Raw genomic sequence first — 24,053 nt, 5'->3', positions numbered from 1 at the left:
CCATGCGCCAGATCTTCAGCAGCCAGCGCGTGGAAACTGTCGAAGGCGTGGCCGAGCTCCTGCGCGAGCATGGCATCGACGTCAAGGTGACCAACGGGCGCTCGTACAAGACCCGCCGCCGCGGTCAGTTCAGCTATACCGACCTGGGCAACGCCAACGCCTATCCAGCGGTGTGGATCGTACGCGCCGACGACCAGCCGCGCGCGCGTGAAATCCTGCGCGAGGCGCGCCTGCTCGACACCACCCGTCGCGACCACCCGACCGCCGAGTTCGCCTTCCGCGACGCGCCGGAACCGGGCAGCGGCGGCCGCAGCTGGGCCTGGCGCATCCGCATCGCCCTGCTGGTGGTGATCGCCGGCGTGGCGTTGGTGATCGGCCTGCGCCATCGTGGTGCCCCGGCACCGGCCGTACCGGCCCCTGACCCGCAGGTGCAGCCGCAGCAAGCGCAACCGGCCCCGCAGGCCGCGCCGGAAGAGGAAGAAGTGCGGGTCCGCATCCAGCCGTCGAAATGACGCACGGGTAGTGCCGGCCGCCCTCCGTCCCCTTTTTTGTCATGAGGATGCCGGCCAGCGGCCGGCACTACCGCACAGAAAGTCGGTCACATTGGGCGCGCGGCTCCGTCATGGGACACAATCCCCGCAGGAGAGCCGCCGCCATGACGACGTTCGCCGCATCGATCGACCAGACCCTGGAACGCGAACTGCCGGCCGCCGCCAGCGGTTGCCAGCACGCCTATGGCCGCATCGTGCTGGCCTGCCAGAACACGGTCACCGCCATCGCTCTGGCCATCACCCGCGACCGCCAGGCCAGCGAGGACATCGCCCAGGAAGCCTTCGTGAAGGGCTGGCAGCAGCTGCACCAGCTGCGCAGCGCGACCAGCTTCCTGCCCTGGCTGCGGCAGATCACCCGCAACCTGGCCCGCGACTGGCTGCGCGCCCAGCGTGGGCGGCCGCTGACCGGCGAGGCGGCCGAGGTAGCGATGGGCATGGCCGCCGACCCGTCGCCGGGCGCGGCTGACCGCCTGCAGCGGGTGGAAGAAGAGATCGCCGCCGAGGACATCATCTCCACCCTGCCCGCCGACAGCCGCGAAGTGCTGTTGCTGTACTACCGCGAAGGGCAGCGCTCGCAACAGGTCGCCGATCTGCTCGGGCTCAGCGATGCGGCCGTGCGCAAGCGCCTGTCACGTGCACGTGCCCTGGTGCGCGACGGCCTGCTGCAGCGCTTCGGTGAGTTCGCGCGCAGCAGCGCGCCGAGCGCCGCATTCGCCACGGCGGTGGCTTCGATGGTACTGGTGGCCGCGCCCGGCACGGCCAGCGCAGCGATCCTGCTCGGCACCGGTGTCGGCGTGGGCGGCAGCAAGCTGGGCCTGGGCGGCGTCAGTGCCGCAGGCGGGGCTGCCATGGGTTCACTGACGGCCGCCGCCAGCCAGCTGCACCTGATTCCCGCCAGCGACTGGGCCACCGTTGCCGGTGGCGTCGTCGGCGGCATCATCGGCAGCTATCTGGGTGGCCGCTTCCTGCTGCGCTTCGCAGACACCCAGCAGGAACGAACAGCAGTGCGACGCTTCGTGCACCTCAATACGTTCACCGCGATGGTCGTCTGCACCAGCCTGCTGATCTCGCAGATGCTGCAGGTGCCGATCTGGCTGCAACTTGCGATTCTCGTCATCGGCCTGGGTACGGTGAACTACCAGTGCCTGGTGCCGCTGCAGCGCGTGATGGCACCCATGATCGCGCGCGATTCAGCGCGGCGCGGCCGCAGCGGAACCAACTGGAAATACGAATCCGTGTACGGGCGCACCGGCATCATCGGGGCGAACGTATTCGTGATCGGCCTGGTGGTATATGCGCTGATGCGCAACGGAAACGTATAACGGACAACGCCGGCAGTCTGCCGGCGTTGTCGTCATTCACTGCATTGAACCTCAGCGCTGCGGCTTCGGCGCAGCGCCATCACGCGGACCGCCATGGCGCGGGCCACCGTGCATCGGGCCCTTGGCGGCGTCGAACTCGGCCTTGCTCAGCTGGCCGTCCTTGTTGGTGTCGGCGGCAGCGAACCAGGCATCACGATGCTGCTTCATGCGCAGCTCGCGGTCGGCCTTGTCCAGGTAGCCGTCCTTGTTCAGATCAAGCTGGTCGAAGCGCGCGGCCAGGCGCGGATCGGCCTTGGCTTCCTCGCGGCTGATGCGGCCGTCCTTGTTGACGTCCAGCTTGGCCCAGCGCTCACCGCCGTGGCCACGTCGCCCATGCTGCCAGCGCGGCAGCTCATCGCGCGAGAGCTTGCCGTCCTTGTTCTTGTCCAGCTCGTCGAACTTCGCGGCCAGGCGCGGGTTGGCGGCGGCCTCGCTGCGGTCGATGACGCCGTCGCCGTTGGTGTCCAGCCTGGCCGGGCGCGGCGCGGGCGTGGTCGGGGTGTCGGCGGCCAGCGCGATACCGGAAGCGGAGGTGCCGAGCAGCAGGGCCAGCAGCAGGGGGGTACGGATCATGAGGTCACTCCTGGGGATGGGAACAGCGTCGGGGTGATCACTTCACCCTCGGGGGACAACAACGCCCGGGCGCGACGTCGGTTGACGCTACTGCCGATTCCATTCATCCGCCGGACAGTCGCCGCCACTGCGACAACCTGGGGCTATGCTGTGCCCATGGCGATACATGGCGACAGAGACGACGAACTGCGACTTTTCCAGACCGGCGAGCACCCCTGCGGGTACTGGTCGGACCGGGTGGCACGCGACCTGGTGCTGGACCCGAACGACCGCCGCCTCGGTGCGCTCTATCCGCTGGCACTGAGCTGGGGCTTCCGCCGCAGCGGCGACCTGGTCTACCGGCCGCATTGCGCCCACTGCCAGGCCTGCGTGGCGGTGCGCATCCCGGTGGCCCGCTTCGCTCCGGACCGCAGCCAGCGCCGCTGCGCCGCCCGCAATGCCGACCTGGAGGTGCGGATCACCGCCGCCACCGCCCGCGACGACCTGTTCGCGCTGTATCACCGCTACCTCACCCACCGCCACGCCAACGGCGGCATGGACGACCATGGACCGCACGAGTTCGAGCAGTTCCTGATAGGCAGCTGGTCGCACACCCGCTTCATGGAAATGCGCCTGCCCGGCCACGACGGCCAGCCCAGCCAGCTGCTGGGGGTGGCGGTGACCGACGTCACCGAGCACGGCCTGTCGGCGGTCTACACCTTCTTCGACCCGGACCACGCCGCGCGCGGGCTGGGCACCTTCGCGATCCTGCAGCAGATCGAGTGGGCGCGCCGCGAGGGCCTGCCGCACGTGTATCTGGGCTACTGGATCCGCGGCCACCAGAAGATGGACTACAAGCGTCGCTTCCATCCGCTGGAAGCCTACGATGGCCGCCGCTGGCACGATTTCGACAACGATCTGGACGGGCGCTGACAAACCGCTGACACCGGGCCGGGTGCACAATACGGCCCATGAACATGACCCGCCGCCATCCCCTGATCCTCGCCCTGGCCCTGCTCTGCGGCGCCACCGCCCCTGCCTTCGCCACGTCCCCCGCGATGACCGAAAAGCCGTCCGCAGCGCTGCGCCTGGCCACCTACAACACCTCGCTGTACTCCGATGACGCCGGCGGCCTGATCAAGGAGCTGGAAGGCGACAGCGAGCACGCGCGCAAGATCGCCGCGGTGCTGCAGCAGGTGCGCCCGGACCTGGTGCTGCTGAACGAGTTCGACTTCGACGACGCCCATCGCGCCGCCGACCTGTTCCAGCAGCGCTACCTGGAAGTGGCCCAGCCTGGCGGCGGCAAGCCGCTGCACTTCGCCTACCGCTACCTGGCACCGGTCAACACCGGCGTGCCCAGCGGGCTGGACCTGGACAACAACGGCGTGGTCGGTGGCGAAGGCCGCAGCCGCGGCAATGACGCGTGGGGCTACGGCCTGCACCCGGGCCAGTACGGCATGCTGGTACTGTCGCGCTACCCGATCGATGAAGCCAAGGTGCGCAGCTTCCAGCTGCTGAAGTGGAGCGCGATGCCCGGTGCGATCCGCCCGGTCGATCCGCGTACCGGCCAGAGCTTCTACAACGACCACGTGTGGTCGCAGCTGCGCCTGTCGTCGAAGTCGCATTGGGACGTGCCGGTGAAGACCCCGGCCGGCGTGGTGCATGCGCTGGTCTCGCACCCGACCCCGCCGGTGTTCGACGGTCCGGAGAAGCGCAACGCGGCGCGCAATCACGACGAACTGCGCCTGTGGCAGGAATACCTGTCCAAGGGTGACAAGCCGTGGCTGTGCGACGACAAGGGCCAGTGCGGCGGCCTGGCGCAGGACGCGCGCTTCGTGATCCTCGGCGACCTCAACAACGACCCGGTCGACGGCGACGGCCGCCATGAGGCGATCGTCGAGCTGATCGAGAACGCCCGCGTGCTGCGCTACCCCACCCCGCGCAGCGTCGGCGGCGAGCAGACCAGCCTGGCCTATGCGGCCAAGGGCATCGAGCGCAAGGGCGCACCGTTCCACGCCACCGGCGATTTCGGCCCGAAGTCGGGCACCATGCGCCTGGACTACGTACTGCCCTCGACCGGTTTCGAATACGTCGGCAGCGGGATCTTCTGGCCGGCCAATGAAAGCCCGGAAGCGAAGATCGCCGACGGCAGCGACCATCATCTGGTGTGGGTGGACGTGCGGTAGAGCAGCGTACCGACCAACGGTCGGTACCCACCGGGTTTCGGTAGGCGACGACCGTTGGTCGTCGCTCCTTTTTTACGGGCGCAGTTCGACGCCGATGACTTCGGCGGCATCACGCGCGGTGGCGCGTGCTTCGTCGATGGTTGCCGCGCGCGCCAGGGTCACGCCCACGCGGCGGTGGCCATGCACGCTCGGCTTGCCGAACAGGCGCACGGCGGTGTCCGGCACCTGCAGTGCGGCGGCGACGTTGTTGAAGTACGGCACGCCCTCGCCGTGTGCCAGCAATGCGCACGATGCCGACGGGCCGCTCTGGCGGATCACCGGAATCGGCAGGCCAAGGATGGCGCGCGCATGCAGCGCGAACTCGCTCAGTTCCTGCGATACCAGCGTCACCAGGCCGGTGTCGTGCGGGCGCGGCGACACTTCGCTGAACCACACCTCATCACCCTTCACGAACAGCTCGACGCCGAACAGGCCCCAGCCGCCAAGGTCGTCGGTGATCGCGCGCGAAATCTCTTCGGCACGCGCCAGTGCCGCGCTCGACATCGGCTGCGGCTGCCAGCTTTCGCGGTAATCACCATCCTTCTGCAGATGGCCGATCGGCGCGCAGAACGAGGTGCCACCGGCATGGCGCACGGTCAGCAGGGTGATCTCGTAATCGAAATCGATGAAGCCTTCAACGATGCAGCGGCCGGCACCGGCACGGCCACCGGTCTGCGCGTACTCCCACGCCGGGGCGATGTCCGCCTCGCTGCGCAGGGTGCTCTGGCCCTTGCCCGAGGACGACATCACCGGCTTGACCACGCACGGCAGGCCGATGGCGGCCACGGCAGCACGGTATTCGGCCTCGGTATCGACGAAGCGGTACGGCGAGGTCGGCAGGCCCAGGGTCTCGGCGGCGAGGCGGCGGATGCCTTCGCGGTCCATGGTCAGGCGCGCAGCGCGCGCGGTCGGGATCACCCGCAGGCCCTGTTCCTGTTCCAGCTGGACCAGGGTTTCGGTGTGGATGGCCTCGATCTCCGGCACCACCAGGTGCGGCTGCTCCTGGGCGATCAGCGCACGCAGGGCCATCGCGTCGAGCATGTCGATCACGTGCGAACGGTGCGCGACCTGCATGGCCGGCGCATCGGCATAGCGATCGGCGGCGATCACCTCCACGCCCAGCCGCTGCAGCTCGATGGCCACCTCCTTGCCGAGTTCGCCCGAGCCCAGCAGCAGCACGCGGGTGGCGGAGGGGGACAACGGAGTTCCAAGCTTGGCCATGGCGGTTCCAGCAGCGATGTGAAGGCGGGTGGGCATTCTAGCTGGCCGACCGCCCCGGCCACGGCATCCGACGAACGGTAGTCGACAAGTGATATCACTTTGATATCTTAATTCCGAACCCTCAAGGACGTACCGCCATGAAAGAGAAGTCGCTGTCTTCCCTCAACGGCCTCGGCACGCTGGCCGGCGCCCTGCTCGTCGCCCTCGCTGGCGCCGCCCTGTTCGTACTGGGAGTGGCAGCCAAGGCCAGTGCCGGCTCGCCCAATCTGTTGCTGATGCTGCTGGGCGCCCTGCTGGTGGCGCTGGGCGTGTTCATCCTGGCAGGCCTGTACACCATCCAGCCCAACCAGGCGGCCGTGCTGAGCCTGTTCGGCAAGTACGTGGGCACGGTCAAGGACAACGGCCTGCGCTGGAACAACCCCTTCTATGCCAAGCGCCGGGTCAGCCAGCGCGTGCGCAACTTCGAGAGCGGCAAGCTGAAGGTCAACGAGCTGGACGGCAGCCCCATCGAGATCGCCGCAGTGATCGTCTGGCAGGTGGTCGACGCCTCCGAAGCGGTCTACAACGTGGACGACTACGAGAGCTTCGTGCACATCCAGTCCGAATCCGCGCTGCGCGCGATGGCCACCAGCTATCCCTACGACCAGCACGAGGATGGCCAGCTGGCCCTGCGCAGCCACGCCAGCGAGATCTCCCAGCACCTGAAGAACGAGCTGGCCGAGCGTCTGGCCGACGCCGGCGTGCAGGTGATCGACGCACGCATCAGCCACCTGGCCTACGCCGCTGAAATTGCCCAGGCCATGCTGCAGCGTCAGCAGGCCAACGCGGTGATCGCCGCTCGCACGCGCATCGTGGCCGGTGCAGTCGGCATGGTCGAAATGGCCCTGGCCGAACTGCAGAAGAACGGCGTGGTTGAACTGGACGAGGAACGCAAGGCGCACATGGTCAGCAACCTGCTGACCGTGCTGTGCTCGGACCGCGGCACCCAACCGATCGTCAACGCCGGTTCGCTTTACTGAGCCATCCTCGCAACGGGGTGCCCCACCGCCCCGCCAGGAGTTTTCATGAGTGAGAAGAAAGCCTATCCGCTGCGCATCAATGCCGAGGTCCTGGCCGCGGCACAGCGCTGGGCTGACGACGAGCTGCGCAGCCTCAACGCGCAGATCGAATACGTACTGCGCGACGCCCTGCGCAAGGCAGGACGCCTGCCGAAACCCACGCCATCGCCGGAGGACAAGGAATGAGCAAGCGCTGGAGCTACCAGACCATCGAGGTCAAGACGTCCATGATGGGTGTACTCAAGCCCGAGGACGTGCAGGCCGAACTCAGCCGCCAGGGCCAACTGGGCTGGGAACTGGTCAACATCATCATCCCGGCGCCGATGCGCCCGGCGATGCTGGTGTTCAAGAAGGAGGCCTGAACCATGGGCGGCAGCGACCCGAAACCCTTTGACGTGGCCGAGAGCTCGCCGCTGCGCGTGCTCTGGATCGTGCTGCCGCTGCTGGCTGCCTTCGTGGCCTGCCTGTATGCGCAGCTGTACAAGGCACCGGCGAGCGCACCCTGGATCGAAGTAACGCTGTCGCCGCCCTGGTTCCGGATGGGCGGCAGTGCGGCATGGAGCCTGCTGGTGATTGCCCTGCTGGGCATTGGACTGGGCACGGCCTTCTTCCGCCGCCGGGTGGAACTGGCCGGCGATGTGCTGGACGTGCGTTCAACGATGTACCGGCGGCGGGTGCCGGTGGCGCAGTTGCGGCTGGACCAGGCCGAGGTGGTCGACCTGCAGCGTGACCGCCGCTACGGCATCCGTGTCAAAACCAATGGCTATTCAATGCCGGGCTTCTACTCGGGCCACTTTCGCCTGCAGGGAGGCGGCAAGGGCTTCGCCCTGGTCACCGACCGTGCGCGGGTGCTCGCCCTGCCGGTCAGTGATGGCAGCACGCTGCTGCTCAGTGTGGACCGGCCGCAGGCGCTGCTCGATGCGCTGCGCAAGGTGGCCGCGTCGGCGCCACGGCAGTAAGCTGCGGCGATGCAACGACGCGCCCCCCTGCTGATCAATACCGAGGCCATCGAGCTGTGGCCCGCCCACCTGTTGCGCGCACGCAGCAACCTGGACGCACGCCTGCTGTCACAGGCGCGTTGGGTGCTGCGGCGCAAGCGTGATGGCCGCTATCTGGCGGTGGTACTGGCGCAGGGTGTGCACGCCATGGTGCCGCGCCTGCCGCGCGAACCCGGGGTCGAGGAAGCATTGGCGCTGCTGGATGCCGCGGCTGCACGGCCCTTCGGCGCCGGACTGGAAGATCAGTGGCTGCCGCTGGCCGGGTTGCAGCAGCGCCTGCAGCAGCTTGGCCTGGATGCACAGCGCTATGCCGACGACAGCGGCCTGCCGCTGGAATCCGAGCCGTGCCTGCTGCACTTCGCCGGTCGCGACCGCTTTGCACGCCCGTTGTGGCTGCGCCGTGGCGCCGCGCAGGGCTGGCGACGGATGCGACTGCACGCGGCACAGGATGGAATTGCGCTGGATGCCATCTCCGGCTTCCGCAGCCATGCCTACCAGTTGGGCATCTTCGAACGGAAGCTGGCGCGCGGCTTGAGCGTGGCAGAGATCCTGAAGGTGAATGCCGCACCGGGTTTCAGCGAACACCACAGCGGCCACGCGCTGGACATCGGCACACCGGGCGACGCCCCGGCCGAAGAGTCGTTCGACGCCACCGATGCGTTCGCGTGGCTGCAGGCGCATGCCGGCGGGCACGGCTTCCATCTGAGCTACCCGCGCGACAACCCGCACGGCATCGTCTACGAACCGTGGCACTGGTGCTGGAGACCGGCCAACGGCTGAGCCCCTCGTGGCGGCCGCAGGGCGAAATTCATGGAGCTGTCCGGGCGGATTCCGCGCGCGCCCTCCACGAGATGGAACAAGAAGGCAAAGACAGAAGCCGGTCGCTTCGCTCGAAGCCTCTACAACGGATCAGCGCGCGGCTGTTGGGTCCGCCTTCAAGCGAGCCGAGCACCGCAGGTCCGGCGAGGGCGAAGAGGTGCGGGTGTCTGAGCGCAGCGAGTTCCCGCACCGCCCCTCGACGGGCCGAGGAGCGCAGGGGACCGGTGCGCAGCACCGGCTCGCGGCCGGCGGCGCGTTTCTTTTGGTTACTTTTCTTTTCGCGCGAAAAGAAAAGTAACGCCCATGGACGGTGCAGATCGCATCAGCATGGATCGAAGAAACAACCTCGACTCAGTCACCGCCTCAACGCATTGATCGCCAGCAATACCCACCCGGCCATCATGCTGGTGCCCCCGATCGGCGCCATCCGCGTCGGCCACTGCCACAAGGCACCGCCCACCAGGCTGCCGGAAAACAGCAACACGCCCAGCAGCAGCACGTACAGCGCCAGGTGCGCGGTCGCCCCCTGCGCACGCGGGCCAAGCGCCACCAGCACCGCGCCATGCGCGAACGCATACAGTGCCGCCATGTTCAGGTGCTGCTGCGCCAGCGGGTCAGCCACACCGTGCGATGCGTAGGCGGACAGGCCGATCGAGGCCGCCGCCAGCAGCGCACCAAGGCAGGCCAGCAGGGAAGGCTTACGTGCGCGACGTTCCAGGTTGAACATGGGGGCTCCTTGCACAGCGCCCTTTCCGGGCGCCAGATGAAAAAAAAACGCGCCGCAATGAGCGGCGCGTTTTCGTGTCCAACACTACATGGGTCAGCCGAGGCTTACTTGACGGCCCAGTAAATGTCGTAGGTACCTTCCGGGGTGAACGACTTGTCGATGCCATCCTTCCAGGTTTCGTACGGACGGTCGATCACTTCGTTGCCGGAGGTCACAGCCCAGGCGCGCAGGCCGTTGCGGGCAACGTCCAGACCCGCCATGTGGCCGGTGTAGGCCGCATGTGCCGAGCGGTGCGGAGCCACGTGCACGTACTTCACCGGAGCGCCACCGTCGATCTTGACGGTCAGGGCTTCAGCGGTGGCACCTTCAGCACCCTTCTTCTTCACCGGCTGGGCGATGTCGAAGGCGTACTTCTCCTGGCCGAAGTCGGTGGTGATGATGCGGAACGGACCGGCGGCTTCAAGACCATTGGCCTCCATCACGCGCTTGATCCACTCCTGGTTGTCCTTGATGGACTTGGTGATCGTGTCCTGACCGCGGTCCACGTTACCGGCGTTGACGACCAGCAGATCCTCAGCCGGCACATCGACGATGGCCAGATCGGTCAGCGGGGCTTCCGGCGTGCGGTAGTCGACGTTCGGGACGGTGGCCAGCATGTTGGCCATGCGCGACAGGCCCATCTTGATGTCGTCGCCGATCTGGCGGCTGACATACAGGCCTGCATAACGGCCGAACAGGTCGAAGCCGTACTTCACCGAGTAATCCTGGGTGATCTTCACGTTGCGGCCACCCTTGCCGGTCGGCTCCAGGGTGAAGGTGGTGACCTTGTCGTGACCCTTGGTGGCGTCTTCGATGGCGATCGCAACGCGCTTGTTCTCTTCGGCGTCGGTGATCTTCCAGGAACCGGTGCCCAGGTCCTTGGAGGTGAAGTCCAGGGTGGCACCCTTGCCGGAGGCCGGGCCGGACAGCTTCAGTTCAACGGCGGGATCGCGCAGTACCAGCGGGTTCCAGTCCTTGAAGCGGCGCAGGCTGCTGACCGTGTCGTACACGATCGTCATCTTGCGGTTGGTCTCGATGCTTTCGGTGATGTGACGCTCGCCCGGCAGACATACGCCAATGATGACGAACAGGCCAGCCACGATCCCCAAGGCGATCAGGAACTCGATAATACGGGTCATTCAGAGAGTCTCCGGGGCCGATCCCACGGCCGGGTTGATTGAAGCGAAGCGCCAATCCTAGCAGGCTTCGCGGGCATTGTTTATCGGGATTGGCGCACCGGTTTCCCTGCCGGCTGCGTATTTGTATGGACAAAGAATTCGAAGGGTAACGCATACCGCTGCCCGGCAAGTAGGGGGGCACCTTGGCCGGAACCCCCTGCCACCACCCAAGTCTTTGTACCGAAACGATTTTCCTCAGACCAGCTGGAGTTCGAACGCCTTCAGCACCGCGCGCGTACGGTCGCGCACACCCAGCTTGGAGAGGATGTTGGACACGTGGTTCTTGATGGTGCCCTCGGCCACGCCCAGCGAGTTGGCGATCTCCTTGTTGGAGAAGCCGCTGGCCATCAGCCGCAGGATCTCGGTCTCGCGGTCGGTCAGCGGGTCCGGGCGGTCCAGGCTGACGAACTCGTTGCGCATGTGCTCCAGGCCCGACAACAGGCGCTGGGTCACCGCCGGCTGTACCAGCGAACCACCCTCGGCCACGGTACGGATGGCACCGACCAGCTGTGCCAGGGTCACATCCTTGAGCAGGTAACCCTTGGCACCGGCCTTGAGGCCAGCCAGCACCAGCTGATCGTCATCGAAGGTGGTGAGGATGATGGTCGGCGGCAGCTGTTCCTGCCGCGACAGGACCTGCAGCGCTTCCAGTCCGGACATCACCGGCATGCGCATGTCCATCAGGACCACGTCGGGGCGCACCTGCGGGATCAGCTCGACCGCCTGCCGGCCATCGCCGGCCTCGGCCACTACCTCGATGCCATCGTCGAGCGCCAGCAGGGAGCGGATTCCCTGCCGCACCAGGGTTTGGTCATCGACCAGGCAGACGCGAATCATCAACGTACTCCTTCAGGAACCTTGGTAAGGGCGGCCACCAGCACCGTTGCCGGCACCGTTGCCCGCAGGCGGAAGCCTTCACCGGGACGGGTCTCGATCTGCAGCTGGCCACCACATTGTTGCAGGCGCTCGCGCATGCCGCGCAAGCCATTGCCCACATTGACCATGTCCGCGCCGACACCGTCGTCGCGGGCCTCCACCACCACCCGGTCCGGGGCTTCACGGTACACCTTGATCCACAGGTGGCGCGCACCGGCGTGGCGCACCGCGTTGGTGATGATCTCCTGGGTACAGCGCAGCAGGACGTGGGCCCGCTGGGGGTCCTCCACGTTCAGCGGATCCTCGATCTCCAGCTGGATGTCCAGCGAGGGCACGTTCTCGGTCAGCGGGCGCAGCGCCGCGGCCAGGTCGATCGCGCCGGTCTCGCGCAGCTGGCTGACCACCTCGCGCACGTTGCCCAGCAGCAGTTTGGCCAAGGTATGGGAGCGCTTCACGTGCTCCAGCGCCTGCCCTTCGGCCAGGTGCCCGGCCACTTCCAGGTTCAGGGTCAGCGCGGTCAGCTGGTGGCCCAGCAGGTCATGCAGCTCGCGCGAGATGCGGGTGCGCTCATTGACGCGGGCACTCTCGGCAAGCAAGGCGCGGGTGGCACGCAGCTCTGAATTGAGCCGGCGCTGTTCGTCGCGCGCCTCGGTCTGCTGCCGGGCAACCAGGCTGGTCACGAAGATGAACATGGAAAAGCCGCCGTACAGCAGCGACTGCATCACCGCTTCGAACAACGGGAAGCGCAGCAGCAAGTAGTAGACCGGGGCCACCGCCAGTTGGCTGACCAGCAGCCACAGCACGCCCAGCCGCACCGACAGCATCCACGGGATGACCCCGGCGGCCACCATCATCAGGATGCTGCCCAGGCCCGAGCCGCTGAGGAAGCTGACGCCCAGCGCCGAAATCGTCAGCAGCAGCAGCAGGCCGCGGTCCAGCCAGCTGGTGGGGCTGTCGCTGCGCAGGATGCGGGTCAGCCAGTAGTAGGAGGTGCCGAAGGACAGGTAGGCGACGAACAGCAGGACCGCCCAGCCGCCCATGTCACCGCGGCTGTGCAGGTTCTCGAACTGCGAGTACGCCAGGGGCAGACCGACCATGACCCAGGTGAACAGGCCGGCCAGGCGAAGGACGCGGGTATGGCTGAGGACTCCCAACATGCCAGCACTCTACGGGCCCGGCCTGCACACCGCACCCCACGGAAGTCATGCCTGCCCGGTCGCCTGTTCATGCCGCAGCCCACCCCGGGCATGCAATAATCGTGCGCAGGGTCCCTTGATGGACCAACCGCGTTACCCCACGGAGTCACAATGTCGATTGTCATCCGCGACGTGCGCGAGCACGAGCTCGATTCCGTCCTGGCTTTGAACAACAACGCTGGCCTGGCCATCCTTCCCCTGGATGCGGCCCGCCTGCGCCTGTTCTATGAAACCGCTGAGTATTTCCGCGTCGCCGAGCGCGACGGCAACCTGGCCGGCTTCCTGATCGGCTTCGGCAGCGACAGCCAGCACGACAGCAGCAACTTCGCCTGGTTCAAGCAGCAGCTGGACACCCCCTTCTTCTACATCGACCGCATCGTGGTCGCCAGCCGCCGCCGCGGCGGTGGCGTCGGCCGTGCGTTCTATGCCGACGCGCAGAGCTTTGCCGAGCTGCGCTACCCGCAGATGACCTGCGAAGTCTTCCTCGACCACGGCGCCGATGCCGCCCTGCTCTTCCACGGCAGCTTCGGCTTCCGCGAGCTGGGCCAGAACACCATGGCCCAGGTCGATGTGCGTGCCAGCATGCTGGCCAAGGAACTGTGCAGCTACCCGTGGGTCCAGGAGACCTACGGCGGCAAGCTGCCGGATGTGGCATGGACACGCGCCCGGCAGCTGCCGGCGCAGGCACAGCGGCCGACGGGGACCTGAGCGTGGCGGTGAATTTCGATTACGAACAGGCCGGTGAACTGAAGATCGGCCAGGTGGGCATCGCCAACCTTCGCATCCGTACCCTTGATGTCGAACGCCTCGTGCAGGAAATGCGCGAGCGCGTGACCCGTGCGCCGAAGCTGTTCGGCCGCGCGGCGGTGATCCTCGATTTCGGCGGCCTGAGCCAGGTTCCGGACGTGGCCACCGCACAGGCGCTGGTCGATGGCCTGCGCAGCGCCGGCGTGCTGCCGGTGGCGCTGGCTTATGGCACCAGCGCGGTCGACCTGCTCTCACAGCAGCTCGGCCTGCCGCTGCTGGCCAAGTTCCGCGCCCAGTACGAACGTGCCGAGGCCGAAGCGGCTCCGCCGCCGCCCGCACCGGAACCGCGCCGCGCCGCGCGCGCCGAACCGAAGCCAGCCCCGGCCGCACCGGTAGCCAAGATCGCCGATGCAGCCGCGCCGCAGCCGGGCCGCATGCAGCTGGGCAACGTGCGTTCGGGCCAGCAGCTGTACGCGGAGAACTGCGACCTGACCGTGATGGCAACCGTCGGCGCCGGCGCCGAGGTCATCGCCGATGGCAGCATCCATATCTACGGCACCCTGCGCGGCCGCGCGCTGGCAGGGGCCCAGGGCAACACCGCGGCACGCATCTTCTGCCGTGATTTCCATGCGGAACTGGTGGCCATTGCAGGCCACTACAAGGTACTGGACGATGTTCCGGACAACCTGCGCGGCAAGGCCGTGCAGGTGTGGCTGGAACAGGACCAGATCAAGATCGCTGCGCTGGACTGACGCAGCCCCAAACTAATGCAGAACCAGGAGAAGTCCTTTGGCTGAAATCATCGTAGTCACCTCCGGCAAGGGCGGCGTGGGCAAGACCACTTCCAGCGCGAGCCTGGCCTGTGGCCTGGCGCGGCGCGGCAAGAAGGTGGCGGTGATCGACTTCGACGTCGGCCTGCGCAACCTCGACCTGATCATGGGGTGCGAACGCCGCGTGGTGTACGACTTCGTCAACGTCGTGCATGGCGAAGCCACCCTCAAGCAGGCCCTGATCAAGGACAAGCGCTTCGACAACCTGTATGTGTTGGCCGCCTCGCAGACCCGCGACAAGGACGCACTGACCCAGGAAGGCGTGGGCAAGGTCCTGAAGGACCTGGCCGCCGATGGCTTCGATTACATCATCTGCGACTCGCCGGCCGGCATCGAGAAGGGAGCATTCCTGGCGATGTACTTCGCCGACCGCGCCGTGGTGGTAGTGAACCCGGAAGTGTCCTCGGTGCGCGACTCCGACCGCATCATCGGGCTGCTGGACTCGAAGACCCACAAGGCCGAATCCGGCCAGAACGTGCCTGCCTTCCTGCTGCTGACCCGCTACACCCCGCTGCGCGTGGAAACCGGCGAGATGCTCAGCATCGCCGACGTCGAGGAAGTGCTGGGGCTGAAGGCCATCGGCGTGATCCCCGAATCGGGCGACGTGCTCAATGCCTCCAACAAGGGCGAACCGGTGATCCTGGATGTCGAATCCGCTGCCGGCCAGGCGTATGACGACGCCGTCGCGCGCATCCTCGGCGAAGATCGCCCGATGCGCTTCACCAGCGTCGAGAAGAAGGGCTTCTTCAGCAAGCTGTTCGGAGGGTAAGCATGGGCCTGTTCGATTTCCTCAAAGCGAAGAAGACCACCGCCGAAACCGCAAAGAACCGCCTGCAGATCATCATCGCTCAGGAACGCAGCCACCGCGGTGGCCCGGATTACCTGCCGCTGCTGCAGCGCGAGCTGCTGGAAGTGATCAAGAAGTACGTGAACATCGACGTCGATGCGGTCAAGGTCGACCTGGTGAAGGATGGCCAGCACGATGTGCTGGACATCTCCGTGGCGCTGCCTGAAGGCCCGGACAAACCCTGATGCCCCGCCCCGCCCGTGCCTGCATGGGCGGGGCCGCATGACCTGCATGACCGATACGACAACCGCCGTGGACATCACCTGCGTGGGCGACATCGCCTTCGCCGACGCGCAGTGCCTGCTCGCCGCGCATGGCCTTCGCCTGCACCACGTGGCCGCAGGCGAACCGATTCCCGGCAGCTACTGGGGCGAGCCCGAGGCGGGCATCATCGCCAGCAATGTCTATGTGCGCGATGACACCCCGGTGCATTCGATGCTGCATGAAGCCTGCCACCTGATCGTATTGCCGCCGGAGCGGCGCGCGCAGGTGCACACCGACGCTACCGATTCGGTGGCCGAGGAAGATGCCACCTGCTACCTGCAGATAGTGCTGGCCGGGCGTTTGCCTGGTGTCGGCAGTGCGCGGTTGATGGCCGACATGGATGCCTGGGGGTACACGTATCGACTGGGATCGACACAGGCGTGGTTCGAGCAGGACGCCGAAGACGCGAAGGCGTGGCTGGTCGAACGCGGGTTGCCGGTGGCGTAAGGCCGCGGGCGCGGTTGGCCACGGGCGCGTGGCGACGCGCCGGACCTTGCGGCGCCCCTCTTTTCACTCGGCGCGGTTCGAGCAGGACGCCGAAGACGCAAAGGCATGGCTGATCGAACGCGGCTTGCCGGTTGCGTAAAGCCGCGGGCGCGGTTGGCCACGGGCGCGTGGCGACGCGTCGGACCTTGCGGCGCCCCTCTTTTCACTCGGCGCGGTTCGAGCAGGACGCCGAAGACGCGAAGGCGTGGCTGGTCGAACGCGGGTTGCCGGTGGCGTAACGCATCGGTAGTGCCGGCCGCTGGCCGGCAACCTCATGAACCCGTGAAGCATCACCGGGTTGCCGGCCAGCGGCCGGCACTACCCCATCAGCCCTGCCCGGCCAGCGCGCGCAGGGTGATGCCGACGATGTAAGCCAGGTAGGTGCCGGTGGCGTAGCCCATCGTACCCAGCAGCACGCCCACCGGCGCCAGTGCCGGATGGAACGCCGCGGCCACCACCGGCGCCGAGGCCGGTCCACCGATGTTCGACTGCGAACCGATGGCGAAATAGAAGAACGGCACCTTCAGCAGCTTGCCCAGGCACCACAGCAGCACGATGTGCACGGCAATCCAGATCAGGCCGAGCAGGAACAGCCACGGGCGGTCCAGCAGCGCCAGCAGATCCATCTGCATGCCGATGCAGGCGATCAGGAAGTACAGCAGCAGCGAGCCCAGGCGCGATGCGCCCGCGCCTTCCAGCGTGCGCGCACGGGTGAAGCTCAGGCTCAGGCCCAGCGTGGTCGACAGCACCACCACCCACACGAACGGCGCGTCCAGGCTGAACTGCGAGGCCCAGCTGACGTTGGCCTTGAACCATGCTGCGAGCGGCGCGCCGATGGCGTGCGAGAGGCCCACGCCGCCGAAGGCCACCGCCACGATCAGCATCAGGTCGGTGAGGCTGGGAATGCGCTCGTGTTCGGCCTGGAAGCGCGCGATGCGCTCCTTCAGTTCATCGATGGCCGAAGTATCGGCGCCACTGCGCGCGTCGATCTTCGCTGCCCGCCCCGCCAGGAAGATCAGTGCCGCCATCCACACGTAGCCGACACCGACATCGACCACCGCGAACTGGCCGAACGTGGTCGCATTGACGTCGAATACTTCGCGCATTGCCAGCATGTTGGCACCGCCACCGATCCAGCTGCCTGCCAATGCGGCCATGCCGGCCCAGGTGTCACCGGCCACGGTTTCCGGATGCAGCGCGCGCATCGCCAGGAACGCCACCACCGCACCGAGCATGATGCTGGCCGAGGCGCCCAGGTACATCAGCACCAGCTTCGGGCCCAGCCGCAGGATGCCCTTGATGTCCACCGCCAGGGTCAGCAGGATCAGCGCTGCCGGCAGCAGGATGTCGCGGGCGATCGGGTTGTAGAGCTTGGTGTTCTGCCCATCGATCAGGCCGACGGTGTTGTAGATGCCGGGAATCAGGTAGCACAGCAGCAGAGCCGGCACGAAGGTGTAGAAGCGCTTCCACAGGCCCTGCTCGCGCGAAGCGGTCCAGAAAACGGCGCCAAGGGTGGCGGCGATCAAGCCGAAGACGACGATGTCGTTCTGGATCATGCAGGTGCTCTGGGTAGAGCCGGCCGCTGGCCGGCTGCTGTTGGCGGCGGATCATGAGGGTGTGCCGACCAACGGTCGGCCCCCACCGGTAAAGCAGATGGCGAAACAAAAGCGCCGCCCCGAAGGGCGGCGCTGCAGTCATCAGTTGCCGATGTGCTGCTTCAGCCAGGCATTGACGGTGTCATGCCACAGGATGCTGTTGTTCGGCTTCAGCACCCAGTGGTTTTCATCCGGGAAGTACAGGAACTTCGATTCGATGCCTTGGCGCTGGGCAGCGGTGAACGCGGCCAGGCCCTGCTCGACCGGAATGCGGAAGTCCTGCTGGCCGTGGATGACCAGGATCGGCTTCTTCCAGTCCGCCACGTGGTTGACCGGGTTGAACTTCTCGTAGTTCGCGGCCTTCTGGTACGGCGTGCCGCCCTGCTCCCACTCGGTGAACCACAGCTCTTCGGTGGCGTAGCCCATCATGCGCTGGTCGAACACGCCGTCGTGGTTGACCAGGCACTTGAACGGGCTGTTCCAGTTGCCGGCGATCCAGTTGACCATGAAGCCGCCGTAGCTGGCGCCCAGCGCACAGGCCTTGTCACCGTTGAGGAAGGAGTACTTCTTCAGCGCCGCGTCCCAGCCCTTCTGCAGGTCTTCCAGCGGGCGGTCGCCCCAGTGCTGGCTGATCGCATCGGTGAAGGCCTGTCCGTAGCCTGTGGAACCGTGGAAGTCGATCATCACCACGGCGTAGCCCTGGCCCGCGTAGGTCTGCGGATTCCAACGGTAGCTCCAGCCATTGCCGAAGCTGCCCTGCGGGCCACCGTGGATCAGGAACGCGACCGGGTAGGACTTGCCTTCCTGGTAGTTGTGCGGCTTGACCACATAGCCATGCACGGTGTCGTTGTTCCAGCCCTTGAACTCGAACTGTTCGTAGTCGCCGAAGCTGACGTCCTTCAGCACCTCACCAGCGGCCGGGGTCAACGCGCGCAGTTCGCCGATGGCCTCGCCCGCAGCCGGCAGCAGGCCGACCAGCACCTGGTCGTTGCTCTTCAGGCTGTTGCGGGTGATCGCCACGCTGTTGCCGGCCACATCCACCGAGGTCACGCTGCCGTCGCCGATCAGCCTGGTGGCCTTGCCGCTGGCCACGTCGATCTGGAACAGCGGGTGTTCGCCAAGGTCATCGGCCGTGGTGTAGATGCTGGCACCATCGGCGGACAGGGTGATGCCGCCCGCCGAGCGATCCCACTGCGGCGCGATTTCGCGGGTCTTGCCGCTGGCCAGGTCCATCGCCATCAGGCCGAAGCGGTCGGCCTCGAAGCCCGGGCGCTTCATCGCACGGTAGAACAGGGTCTTGCCGTCCGCACTGAACACAGGGCCGGCATCCCAGGCCGGGTTGGAGGCGGTCAGGTTGACCGGTGCCTGCTTGCCGGCGGCGTCGAAGCGGTACAGGTCGAAGTTGGTCGACCACGGCTCCTGCTTGCCGGCCACGCGGATGCTGGCCACCACGCTGGCGCCGTCCGGCGACCACGCGAAGTCATCATTGCCGCCGAACGGCTTGGACGGCGCATCACCATCGATGGTCGCGCTCAGCGCCGACGCGCCCTTGACCGCACCGGCCTTGGCCGTCGGCAGCGGAGCGACGAACAGGGTGTTGCGGCGACCGTCGTTCCAGGTGTCCCAGTGGCGCACGAACAGCGAATCCCACACCTGGCCGCTGGCCTTGGCGTCCTTCTTTTCCTTCAGCTTCTTCTCGGTGCAGGCCAGGTCCGAGGCACAGTCCTGGAACACGCCGGCGCTGAACAGCACGCGGTCGTCCTGCGGCGACACGTGGTAGCTGTCCACGTCGACCGGGAAATCGGTCAGCTGGCGCGGAGCACCGCCGCTGATCGGCTGCGCGTACAGCTGCTGGCTGCCGTTCCTGGCACTAAGGAAATACACGGTCTGGCCATCGGCCGACAGCGAAGCGGAATTGACGTTCCAGCCGGCCGGGGTGATCTGCTTCGGCGGCGCCGCATCGCGGGTACGCAGGTTGCGCGCGAACAGCGCGGTGGAGGCCTTCAGGTTGGCATCGACGCTGCGCTTGGCGAACACCACGGTGCCACCGTCAGCGGTCAGCACCGGCGCGGAGACGCGGTCCATGGCCACCATGTCGCGGACTTCCAGGCCACGGGCAGCGGCGACGCTGGGCAGGGCGGCCAGCAGGCTCAGTGGCAGCAGGGCATGACGCAGTTTCATCGGGGTCTCCGCAGGACGGCAAAAAACCGATGGTAGGCCCGTGCGGCCGGGGCTGCCAAGGCCATCGGTCATGGCTGCCTGCGGCAATCGCCAGAAACAGCAAACCGCGCCGTAGCGCGGTCTGCGGTAGTGCCGGCCGCTGGCCGGCAACCAGGGGTATCACGGGATTCCGGGATTGCCGGCCAGCGGCCGGCACTACCCGTTGAACCCAGGGGCAGAGCCCCCTTACGCCTTGGCGTACTTGCCGGTGCGGTAGATCAGCCAGCCGACCAGGAACAGCACGGCCAGGCCGATCCACTGCGCGCCCGGCAGGTGGAACGGCACGGCCAGCACGTCGGCGCGGCTGCTGACCACGATCGGAATCGCGATGGCGATGCCCATCAGCGCTTCGCCGGTGATCAGCCCCGCGGCGAACAGCACGCCCGGCTTGTGCACGCGGTCGCGGCCTTCTTCGTCATCGGCGCGCACCTTGTGGAAGCGCTCGACCAGGTGGGCGATCAGGCCGCCGAGGAAGATCGGCACCATCAGCTCCAGCGGCAGGTAGATGCCGATGGCGGCGGCCAGCACCGGCACGCGGAAGCGGGCGTTGCGCGCCTTCAGCCAGCTGTCGAAGGCGATGATGGCGGCACCGACCACGGCACCGATGCCGATGAAGGTCCACGGCAGTTCACCACCGAACAGGCCCTTGGCCACCGAGGCCATCAGGTTGGCCTGCGGTGCGGCCAGCGCGTTCGGGTGCAGCTCGGACTTCACGCCGATGCCGTAGGCGGTGGCCAGCAGGTTCAGCACCGGGGCCATGATCAGCGCACACGAGAAGGCACCGATGCCCAGCATCAGCTGCTGCTTCCACGGGGTGGCGCCGACGATGTAGCCGGCCTTGAGGTCCTGCAGGTTGTCACCACCAACCGCAGCGGCGCAGCACACCACCGCGCCGATCATGATGGCGGCCACGGCGCCCAGCGGCGCGCCGCCGGCACCGACCGGCTTCAGGCCGTCGGCGCCCAGCAGCACGACCAGCACGGCCGAGGCGAACAGGATGGTGGAGATGGTGATGCCCGAGACCGGGTTGTTGGACGAACCGATCAGGCCGGCCAGGTAGGCCGAGACCGAAACGAACAGGAAACCGGCGACGATCATGATGAGGGTCATCGGGATCGACACGTGCCACTGGCCGACGATGGCCTGGTACAGGGCCAGCAGCGGCAGCACGAAGACCACCAGGGCCACCAGCATCCACTTCATCGGCAGGTCGCGCTCGGTGTGCGCCAGCACCGGGCCACCGCTCTTGCGGGCGGCGGCAAAGCCGCTCTTGACGCCGTTGAGCAGCGACTTGCGCAGCGAGATCAGCGTCCAGATGCCACCGATCAGCATCGCGCCGACACCCAGGTAGCGCATCTTCGCGCCCCAGATGGCGAACGCCGCCTCGGTGGACGAAGCCGCGGCAACCGACGCGGCCAGTGCCGGATCGGTGTTCATGAAGAACGCCTGGTAGATCGGAATGGCGATGTGCCAGGTCAGGATCGAACCGGACACCACCACGATGCCGACGTTGAGGCCGACGATGTAGCCCACGCCCAGCAGTGCCGGCGACAGGTTGGTACCGATGAAGGCGGTGACCTTGGAGCTGCCGACGTAGGCCGAGGTGGCCCAGGCGTCCGGGATCAGGCGCATGCCGCTTTCCGCGGCCAGCTTGACGAAGGCACCGATCACCGCCGACAGGCCGAGGATCTTCAGGCCCGGGCCCGGATTCTCACCGGCCTTGAGCACTTCGGCCGCAGCCTTGCCTTCCGGGAACGGAAGCGGGTCTTCGACGATCATCGAACGACGCAGCGGCACCGAGAACAACACGCCCAGCAGGCCGCCGAGGCCGGCGATGCCCAGCACCCACCAGTACTTGAAGTCCGGCCAGTAGCCCATGATCACCAGCGCCGGGATGGTGAAGATCACACCGGCGGCGATCGAAGAACCGGCCGAAGCACCGGTCTGCACGATGTTGTTTTCAAGGATGGAGCCACCGCCCAGCAGGCGCAGCACGCCCATGGAAATCACCGCGGCGGGAATGGCGGTGGCGATGGTCAGGCCTGCGAACAGACCGAGGTAGGCGTTTGCGGCCGACAGCACCACCGCCAGCACGATGGCCAGGGCCACTGCGCGGAAGGTGAGCTGCTTGGGCGCAGCGTCGTGGTTCATGGAAGCCCCTGCTGGCAAAAAATCCCTTGCACGCTAGCGTTCAGGAGGCAGCAAGTCCAGTGCGGTTCGGGAGGGTTGCGGCCAGGTCGGCAGTGAGATAGTCGCTTCCAGCCAAACTCGGCCAACGCATCAAGCCCATGGGGCACATCCCGGAGGGCTGCCGGGCCTCGCGGTCTCTTGTCCTGCAGGGGCCAGGCCAACCAGTACTGCAGCATTCCAGCCATCATCGTTTGAAGTGCCTCAACGCCCCGTGCATCGTGTTCACGATCTGAACCGATGACGCTGAGCCGCCCGATGAACAACCCACTGCGGATCCGCCCGATCAAATCACCGGTCGTGGCTGTCGTAACCTTGACCTGTCTGATGCCGCTTTGCGATTACGCATCTGCCTGGAGCCGCATTGACCCAGTCGAGATCACCGACCACGCCGGCAAACCTTGTTTCGGACTACCCAGGAAGGAGCGCAAGCGTATCGGTAAAACTCCGGAGGTGTTTGGTGTGGAGGTGCATGACGCAATTACTCCACCGCTGCGGCGGCAATGGTCGTTCTACTTTGCCCATCCCGCATCAATCCCACTTCCACCCGGAGCCTGCGTGGTCTACGGAGAACTGCCAGCCAACGCCATTTCAAGGCAGACGGCGATGCCGCTGCAGCCCGGACGCCTGTACGACGTTTCGCTGTCGGCCACCAGGACCGGCGCCACGCAACACCACGGCGCCCGATTCTGCTTGAAGGCGAACCCCGACGGGAGCCTGCGAGCGATCCAGGTCCACTACGACGAGGCGCTGGGCTGGAGCCCCTCGGTTTGCCTGCCCTGAGCCGACGCGCGCGCTCGTCGGAACCGCCCAGCACACGCTGGAAAGACGCAATTGTAATGTTATATCCTGTCACGCCGACCGAACCTCGTACGTGGCCCCTTCCCCCACTACCCGCCTGGCCTCCATCGACCAGCTGCGCGGCACCGTGATGCTGTTGATGTTGCTCGACCACGTGCGCGAGACCTTCTTCCTGCAGCACCAGGTGAGCGACCCGATGGACGCGGCGACGGTCTCCCCCGCGCTGTTCGCCTGCCGTCTGCTGGCCCACCTGTGCGCACCCGTGTTCGTCCTGTTGACCGGCCTGTCGGCCTGGCTGTACGGCCAGCGCCAGGCGGATCCGCGCCGGGCCACGGCCGCGTTCCTGCTCAAGCGCGGGCTGTTCCTGGTCGTGCTGGAACTGACCCTGGTGAATTTCGCCTGGACCTTCCAGCTGCCGCCGGAAACCCTGTACCTGCAGGTGATCTGGGCCATCGGGCTGAGCATGATCGCGCTGGCCGGGCTGCTTTGGCTGCCACGCCCGGCCCTGCTGGTGCTGGCAATCGCGGTGGTGGCCGGGCACAACCTGTTCGACGGCTTACGGGTGCAAGGCAATGGCCTGCTGGCGGTGCTGTGGAAAGTGCTGCACCAGCGCGACTGGATCGAGGCCGGCGCGCTGCGCCTGCGCACCTCCTATCCGGTGCTGCCGTGGATCGGGGTGATCGCCCTGGGTTATCTGTTGGGACCGTGGTTCGCCCGCGAGCGCGCGCCGGCGCAGCGTCATCACTGGCTGCTGTGGGCAGGCGTCGGCGCGCTGGCGCTGTTCGCCTTACTGCGGTTCGCCAACGAGTACGGGGATGCCCCTTGGCAGTACCAGACCACAGCACTGCGCACCTGGATGAGCGTGCTCAACATCACCAAGTACCCGCCGTCGCTGCAGTTCCTGCTGTTGACCCTGGGCGTAGGGCTGTTGCTGCTGCGCCTGTACGAATGGCCGCCACTGGCGCGTGCGCTGCGCCCGCTGGCCGATATCGGCGCCGCGCCGATGTTCTTCTACCTGCTGCACCTGTATGTGCTGAAGGCGCTGTACCTGGGCGCGCTCGCGGCCTGGGGGCCGACCCATGGCGAGTTGTATGCCCTGGATTCGGTCAGCGGCCTGCTGCTGGTGGCCTGTGCGCTGGCGGTGGTGCTGTACCCGCCGACCCGGGCATTCGCGCGGTTCAAGGCGCGAAGGCGTGACCTGGCGTGGTTGCGGTACCTGTGATCGCCCAGGCCAGTCCGGCAATCCACGCATGGCGTGGATCTACTGAAAGCGGA

At 66.8% G+C, this 24,053-nt stretch carries 25 protein-coding genes; 16 read left to right on the top strand and 9 right to left on the bottom strand.

Annotation, left to right across the window (positions count from 1 at the left end):
• Positions 1–2: 2 nt before the first annotated feature.
• Together AC5P67_RS08280 and AC5P67_RS08275 are read left to right on the top strand one after the other, a co-directional pair.
• A complete protein-coding gene (locus tag AC5P67_RS08280; RefSeq protein WP_495214530.1) occupies positions 3–512 on the top strand; it encodes a pathogenicity-like protein in 510 nt (169 codons plus the stop codon).
• A 143-nt stretch (positions 513–655) separates the two neighbouring features.
• A complete protein-coding gene (locus AC5P67_RS08275; protein WP_049459204.1) occupies positions 656–1,873 on the top strand; it encodes an RNA polymerase sigma factor in 1,218 nt (405 codons plus the stop codon).
• Positions 1,874–1,924: 51 nt separating this feature from the next.
• Here AC5P67_RS08275 and AC5P67_RS08270 read toward each other — a convergent pair whose 3' ends face one another.
• Entirely contained in the window at positions 1,925–2,485 is a 561-nt protein-coding gene (locus AC5P67_RS08270; RefSeq protein ID WP_005412620.1) for an EF-hand domain-containing protein, read from the bottom strand.
• A gap of 156 nt (positions 2,486–2,641) precedes the next feature.
• Here AC5P67_RS08270 and AC5P67_RS08265 point away from each other — a divergent pair, with 156 nt between their 5' ends.
• Both AC5P67_RS08265 and AC5P67_RS08260 read left to right on the top strand, forming a co-directional pair.
• Positions 2,642–3,397 carry an arginyltransferase gene (locus AC5P67_RS08265; protein ID WP_005408547.1) on the top strand — a complete coding sequence of 252 codons (756 nt, stop codon included), beginning with the start codon at positions 2,642–2,644 and terminating at the stop codon, positions 3,395–3,397.
• Between the two features lie 38 nt (positions 3,398–3,435).
• Positions 3,436–4,650: an endonuclease/exonuclease/phosphatase family protein gene (locus AC5P67_RS08260; protein WP_049459205.1), complete on the top strand. Its 1,215-nt coding sequence runs from the start codon at positions 3,436–3,438 to the stop codon at positions 4,648–4,650.
• Positions 4,651–4,722: 72 nt separating this feature from the next.
• Here the strand turns inward: AC5P67_RS08260 and purT are convergent, their stop codons facing one another.
• Positions 4,723–5,910, bottom strand: a complete 1,188-nt coding sequence (purT, locus tag AC5P67_RS08255) for a formate-dependent phosphoribosylglycinamide formyltransferase (protein WP_088436927.1) — start codon at positions 5,908–5,910, stop codon at positions 4,723–4,725.
• 137 nt (positions 5,911–6,047) lie between these two features.
• Between purT and AC5P67_RS08250 the strand changes: the two genes are divergently transcribed.
• From AC5P67_RS08250 to AC5P67_RS08230, 5 genes are read left to right on the top strand one after another with little or no spacing between them, the layout of a single operon-like run.
• Positions 6,048–6,929 (top strand): SPFH domain-containing protein, encoded by an 882-nt coding sequence (locus AC5P67_RS08250; protein WP_005408544.1) that lies wholly within the window; start codon positions 6,048–6,050, stop codon positions 6,927–6,929.
• Positions 6,930–6,974: 45 nt separating this feature from the next.
• On the top strand, positions 6,975–7,154 hold the full coding sequence (locus AC5P67_RS08245; RefSeq protein WP_005408543.1) for a type II toxin-antitoxin system antitoxin: 180 nt from the start codon (positions 6,975–6,977) through the stop codon (positions 7,152–7,154).
• Entirely contained in the window at positions 7,151–7,330 is a 180-nt protein-coding gene (locus tag AC5P67_RS08240; RefSeq protein WP_005408542.1) for a DUF4177 domain-containing protein, read from the top strand. Before AC5P67_RS08245 ends, AC5P67_RS08240 begins: the two co-directional genes overlap by 4 nt.
• A 3-nt stretch (positions 7,331–7,333) precedes the next feature.
• Positions 7,334–7,927, top strand: a complete 594-nt coding sequence (locus tag AC5P67_RS08235) for a PH domain-containing protein (protein ID WP_024956285.1) — start codon at positions 7,334–7,336, stop codon at positions 7,925–7,927.
• A 9-nt stretch (positions 7,928–7,936) separates the two neighbouring features.
• Positions 7,937–8,746 (top strand): M15 family metallopeptidase, encoded by an 810-nt coding sequence (locus AC5P67_RS08230; RefSeq protein WP_495214523.1) that lies wholly within the window; start codon positions 7,937–7,939, stop codon positions 8,744–8,746.
• 394 nt (positions 8,747–9,140) lie between these two features.
• Here AC5P67_RS08230 and AC5P67_RS08225 read toward each other — a convergent pair whose 3' ends face one another.
• The 4 genes from AC5P67_RS08225 to AC5P67_RS08210 form a co-directional block, all read right to left on the bottom strand.
• Positions 9,141–9,512, bottom strand: coding sequence for a DUF423 domain-containing protein (locus AC5P67_RS08225; protein ID WP_005408539.1), 372 nt, complete (start codon positions 9,510–9,512; stop codon positions 9,141–9,143).
• A gap of 104 nt (positions 9,513–9,616) precedes the next feature.
• A complete protein-coding gene (locus tag AC5P67_RS08220) occupies positions 9,617–10,690 on the bottom strand; it encodes a polyketide cyclase (protein WP_005408538.1) in 1,074 nt (357 codons plus the stop codon).
• Positions 10,691–10,924: 234 nt separating this feature from the next.
• Entirely contained in the window at positions 10,925–11,566 is a 642-nt protein-coding gene (locus AC5P67_RS08215; protein ID WP_005408537.1) for a response regulator, read from the bottom strand.
• Positions 11,566–12,762: a sensor histidine kinase gene (locus AC5P67_RS08210; protein WP_005408536.1), complete on the bottom strand. Its 1,197-nt coding sequence runs from the start codon at positions 12,760–12,762 to the stop codon at positions 11,566–11,568. The genes AC5P67_RS08215 and AC5P67_RS08210 overlap by 1 nt, the downstream gene beginning before the upstream one ends.
• Positions 12,763–12,912: 150 nt before the next feature.
• Between AC5P67_RS08210 and AC5P67_RS08205 the strand changes: the two genes are divergently transcribed.
• From AC5P67_RS08205 to AC5P67_RS08185, 5 genes are read left to right on the top strand one after another with little or no spacing between them, the layout of a single operon-like run.
• Positions 12,913–13,509, top strand: coding sequence for a GNAT family N-acetyltransferase (locus AC5P67_RS08205; protein ID WP_005408535.1), 597 nt, complete (start codon positions 12,913–12,915; stop codon positions 13,507–13,509).
• Complete coding sequence (gene minC / locus AC5P67_RS08200) at positions 13,455–14,300, top strand: septum site-determining protein MinC (RefSeq protein ID WP_043034132.1); 846 nt, start codon at positions 13,455–13,457, stop codon at positions 14,298–14,300. Before AC5P67_RS08205 ends, minC begins: the two co-directional genes overlap by 55 nt.
• Before the next feature lie 37 nt (positions 14,301–14,337).
• On the top strand, positions 14,338–15,147 hold the full coding sequence (gene minD, locus AC5P67_RS08195) for a septum site-determining protein MinD (protein ID WP_005408533.1): 810 nt from the start codon (positions 14,338–14,340) through the stop codon (positions 15,145–15,147).
• 2 nt (positions 15,148–15,149) lie between these two features.
• Positions 15,150–15,410, top strand: coding sequence for a cell division topological specificity factor MinE (gene minE / locus AC5P67_RS08190; RefSeq protein ID WP_005408532.1), 261 nt, complete (start codon positions 15,150–15,152; stop codon positions 15,408–15,410).
• A 46-nt stretch (positions 15,411–15,456) separates the two neighbouring features.
• Positions 15,457–15,936 (top strand): hypothetical protein, encoded by a 480-nt coding sequence (locus AC5P67_RS08185; RefSeq protein ID WP_044569652.1) that lies wholly within the window; start codon positions 15,457–15,459, stop codon positions 15,934–15,936.
• A 365-nt stretch (positions 15,937–16,301) separates the two neighbouring features.
• Here the strand turns inward: AC5P67_RS08185 and AC5P67_RS08180 are convergent, their stop codons facing one another.
• The 3 genes from AC5P67_RS08180 to AC5P67_RS08170 all read right to left on the bottom strand — a co-directional run bounded on the left by AC5P67_RS08180 (position 16,302) and on the right by AC5P67_RS08170 (position 21,941).
• Positions 16,302–17,531, bottom strand: a complete 1,230-nt coding sequence (locus AC5P67_RS08180) for a DUF819 family protein (protein WP_005408530.1) — start codon at positions 17,529–17,531, stop codon at positions 16,302–16,304.
• A 141-nt stretch (positions 17,532–17,672) separates the two neighbouring features.
• Positions 17,673–19,751 (bottom strand): S9 family peptidase, encoded by a 2,079-nt coding sequence (locus tag AC5P67_RS08175; protein WP_443028079.1) that lies wholly within the window; start codon positions 19,749–19,751, stop codon positions 17,673–17,675.
• A 225-nt stretch (positions 19,752–19,976) separates the two neighbouring features.
• Entirely contained in the window at positions 19,977–21,941 is a 1,965-nt protein-coding gene (locus tag AC5P67_RS08170; RefSeq protein WP_005408528.1) for an OPT family oligopeptide transporter, read from the bottom strand.
• A gap of 276 nt (positions 21,942–22,217) precedes the next feature.
• On the opposite strand from AC5P67_RS08170, the gene AC5P67_RS08165 reads away from it, so the two are divergent.
• Both AC5P67_RS08165 and AC5P67_RS08160 read left to right on the top strand, forming a co-directional pair.
• On the top strand, positions 22,218–22,760 hold the full coding sequence (locus tag AC5P67_RS08165; protein WP_308309866.1) for a hypothetical protein: 543 nt from the start codon (positions 22,218–22,220) through the stop codon (positions 22,758–22,760).
• A gap of 91 nt (positions 22,761–22,851) precedes the next feature.
• Positions 22,852–24,000 (top strand): acetyltransferase domain-containing protein, encoded by a 1,149-nt coding sequence (locus tag AC5P67_RS08160; RefSeq protein WP_171968362.1) that lies wholly within the window; start codon positions 22,852–22,854, stop codon positions 23,998–24,000.
• Positions 24,001–24,053 lie beyond the last annotated feature (53 nt).

Source organism: Stenotrophomonas sp. YJH_SMC_21 (assembly GCF_059369555.1).
This window is presented reverse-complemented; position numbering and strand designations above follow the sequence as displayed.

Excerpts from the sequence above, each read along its gene's own strand:
- AC5P67_RS08235 (WP_024956285.1), top strand. The coding sequence starts at position 7,334 with ATGGGCGGCAGCGACCCGAAACCCTTTGACGTGGCCGAGAGCTCGCCG.
- AC5P67_RS08165 (WP_308309866.1), top strand. The coding sequence starts at position 22,218 with ATGACGCTGAGCCGCCCGATGAACAACCCACTGCGGATCCGCCCGATC.
- AC5P67_RS08185 (WP_044569652.1), top strand. The coding sequence starts at position 15,457 with ATGACCGATACGACAACCGCCGTGGACATCACCTGCGTGGGCGACATC.
- AC5P67_RS08265 (WP_005408547.1), top strand. The coding sequence starts at position 2,642 with ATGGCGATACATGGCGACAGAGACGACGAACTGCGACTTTTCCAGACC.
- minE (WP_005408532.1), top strand. The coding sequence starts at position 15,150 with ATGGGCCTGTTCGATTTCCTCAAAGCGAAGAAGACCACCGCCGAAACC.
- AC5P67_RS08170 (WP_005408528.1), bottom strand. The coding sequence starts at position 21,941 with ATGAACCACGACGCTGCGCCCAAGCAGCTCACCTTCCGCGCAGTGGCC.
- purT (WP_088436927.1), bottom strand. The coding sequence starts at position 5,910 with ATGGCCAAGCTTGGAACTCCGTTGTCCCCCTCCGCCACCCGCGTGCTG.
- AC5P67_RS08220 (WP_005408538.1), bottom strand. The coding sequence starts at position 10,690 with ATGACCCGTATTATCGAGTTCCTGATCGCCTTGGGGATCGTGGCTGGC.
- AC5P67_RS08245 (WP_005408543.1), top strand. The coding sequence starts at position 6,975 with ATGAGTGAGAAGAAAGCCTATCCGCTGCGCATCAATGCCGAGGTCCTG.
- minC (WP_043034132.1), top strand. The coding sequence starts at position 13,455 with ATGGACACGCGCCCGGCAGCTGCCGGCGCAGGCACAGCGGCCGACGGG.
- AC5P67_RS08210 (WP_005408536.1), bottom strand. The coding sequence starts at position 12,762 with ATGTTGGGAGTCCTCAGCCATACCCGCGTCCTTCGCCTGGCCGGCCTG.
- AC5P67_RS08225 (WP_005408539.1), bottom strand. The coding sequence starts at position 9,512 with ATGTTCAACCTGGAACGTCGCGCACGTAAGCCTTCCCTGCTGGCCTGC.
- AC5P67_RS08275 (WP_049459204.1), top strand. The coding sequence starts at position 656 with ATGACGACGTTCGCCGCATCGATCGACCAGACCCTGGAACGCGAACTG.
- AC5P67_RS08260 (WP_049459205.1), top strand. The coding sequence starts at position 3,436 with ATGAACATGACCCGCCGCCATCCCCTGATCCTCGCCCTGGCCCTGCTC.
- AC5P67_RS08280 (WP_495214530.1), top strand. The coding sequence starts at position 3 with ATGCGCCAGATCTTCAGCAGCCAGCGCGTGGAAACTGTCGAAGGCGTG.
- AC5P67_RS08175 (WP_443028079.1), bottom strand. The coding sequence starts at position 19,751 with ATGAAACTGCGTCATGCCCTGCTGCCACTGAGCCTGCTGGCCGCCCTG.
- AC5P67_RS08215 (WP_005408537.1), bottom strand. The coding sequence starts at position 11,566 with ATGATTCGCGTCTGCCTGGTCGATGACCAAACCCTGGTGCGGCAGGGA.
- AC5P67_RS08240 (WP_005408542.1), top strand. The coding sequence starts at position 7,151 with ATGAGCAAGCGCTGGAGCTACCAGACCATCGAGGTCAAGACGTCCATG.
- AC5P67_RS08270 (WP_005412620.1), bottom strand. The coding sequence starts at position 2,485 with ATGATCCGTACCCCCCTGCTGCTGGCCCTGCTGCTCGGCACCTCCGCT.
- AC5P67_RS08230 (WP_495214523.1), top strand. The coding sequence starts at position 7,937 with ATGCAACGACGCGCCCCCCTGCTGATCAATACCGAGGCCATCGAGCTG.
- AC5P67_RS08205 (WP_005408535.1), top strand. The coding sequence starts at position 12,913 with ATGTCGATTGTCATCCGCGACGTGCGCGAGCACGAGCTCGATTCCGTC.
- AC5P67_RS08250 (WP_005408544.1), top strand. The coding sequence starts at position 6,048 with ATGAAAGAGAAGTCGCTGTCTTCCCTCAACGGCCTCGGCACGCTGGCC.
- AC5P67_RS08180 (WP_005408530.1), bottom strand. The coding sequence starts at position 17,531 with ATGATCCAGAACGACATCGTCGTCTTCGGCTTGATCGCCGCCACCCTT.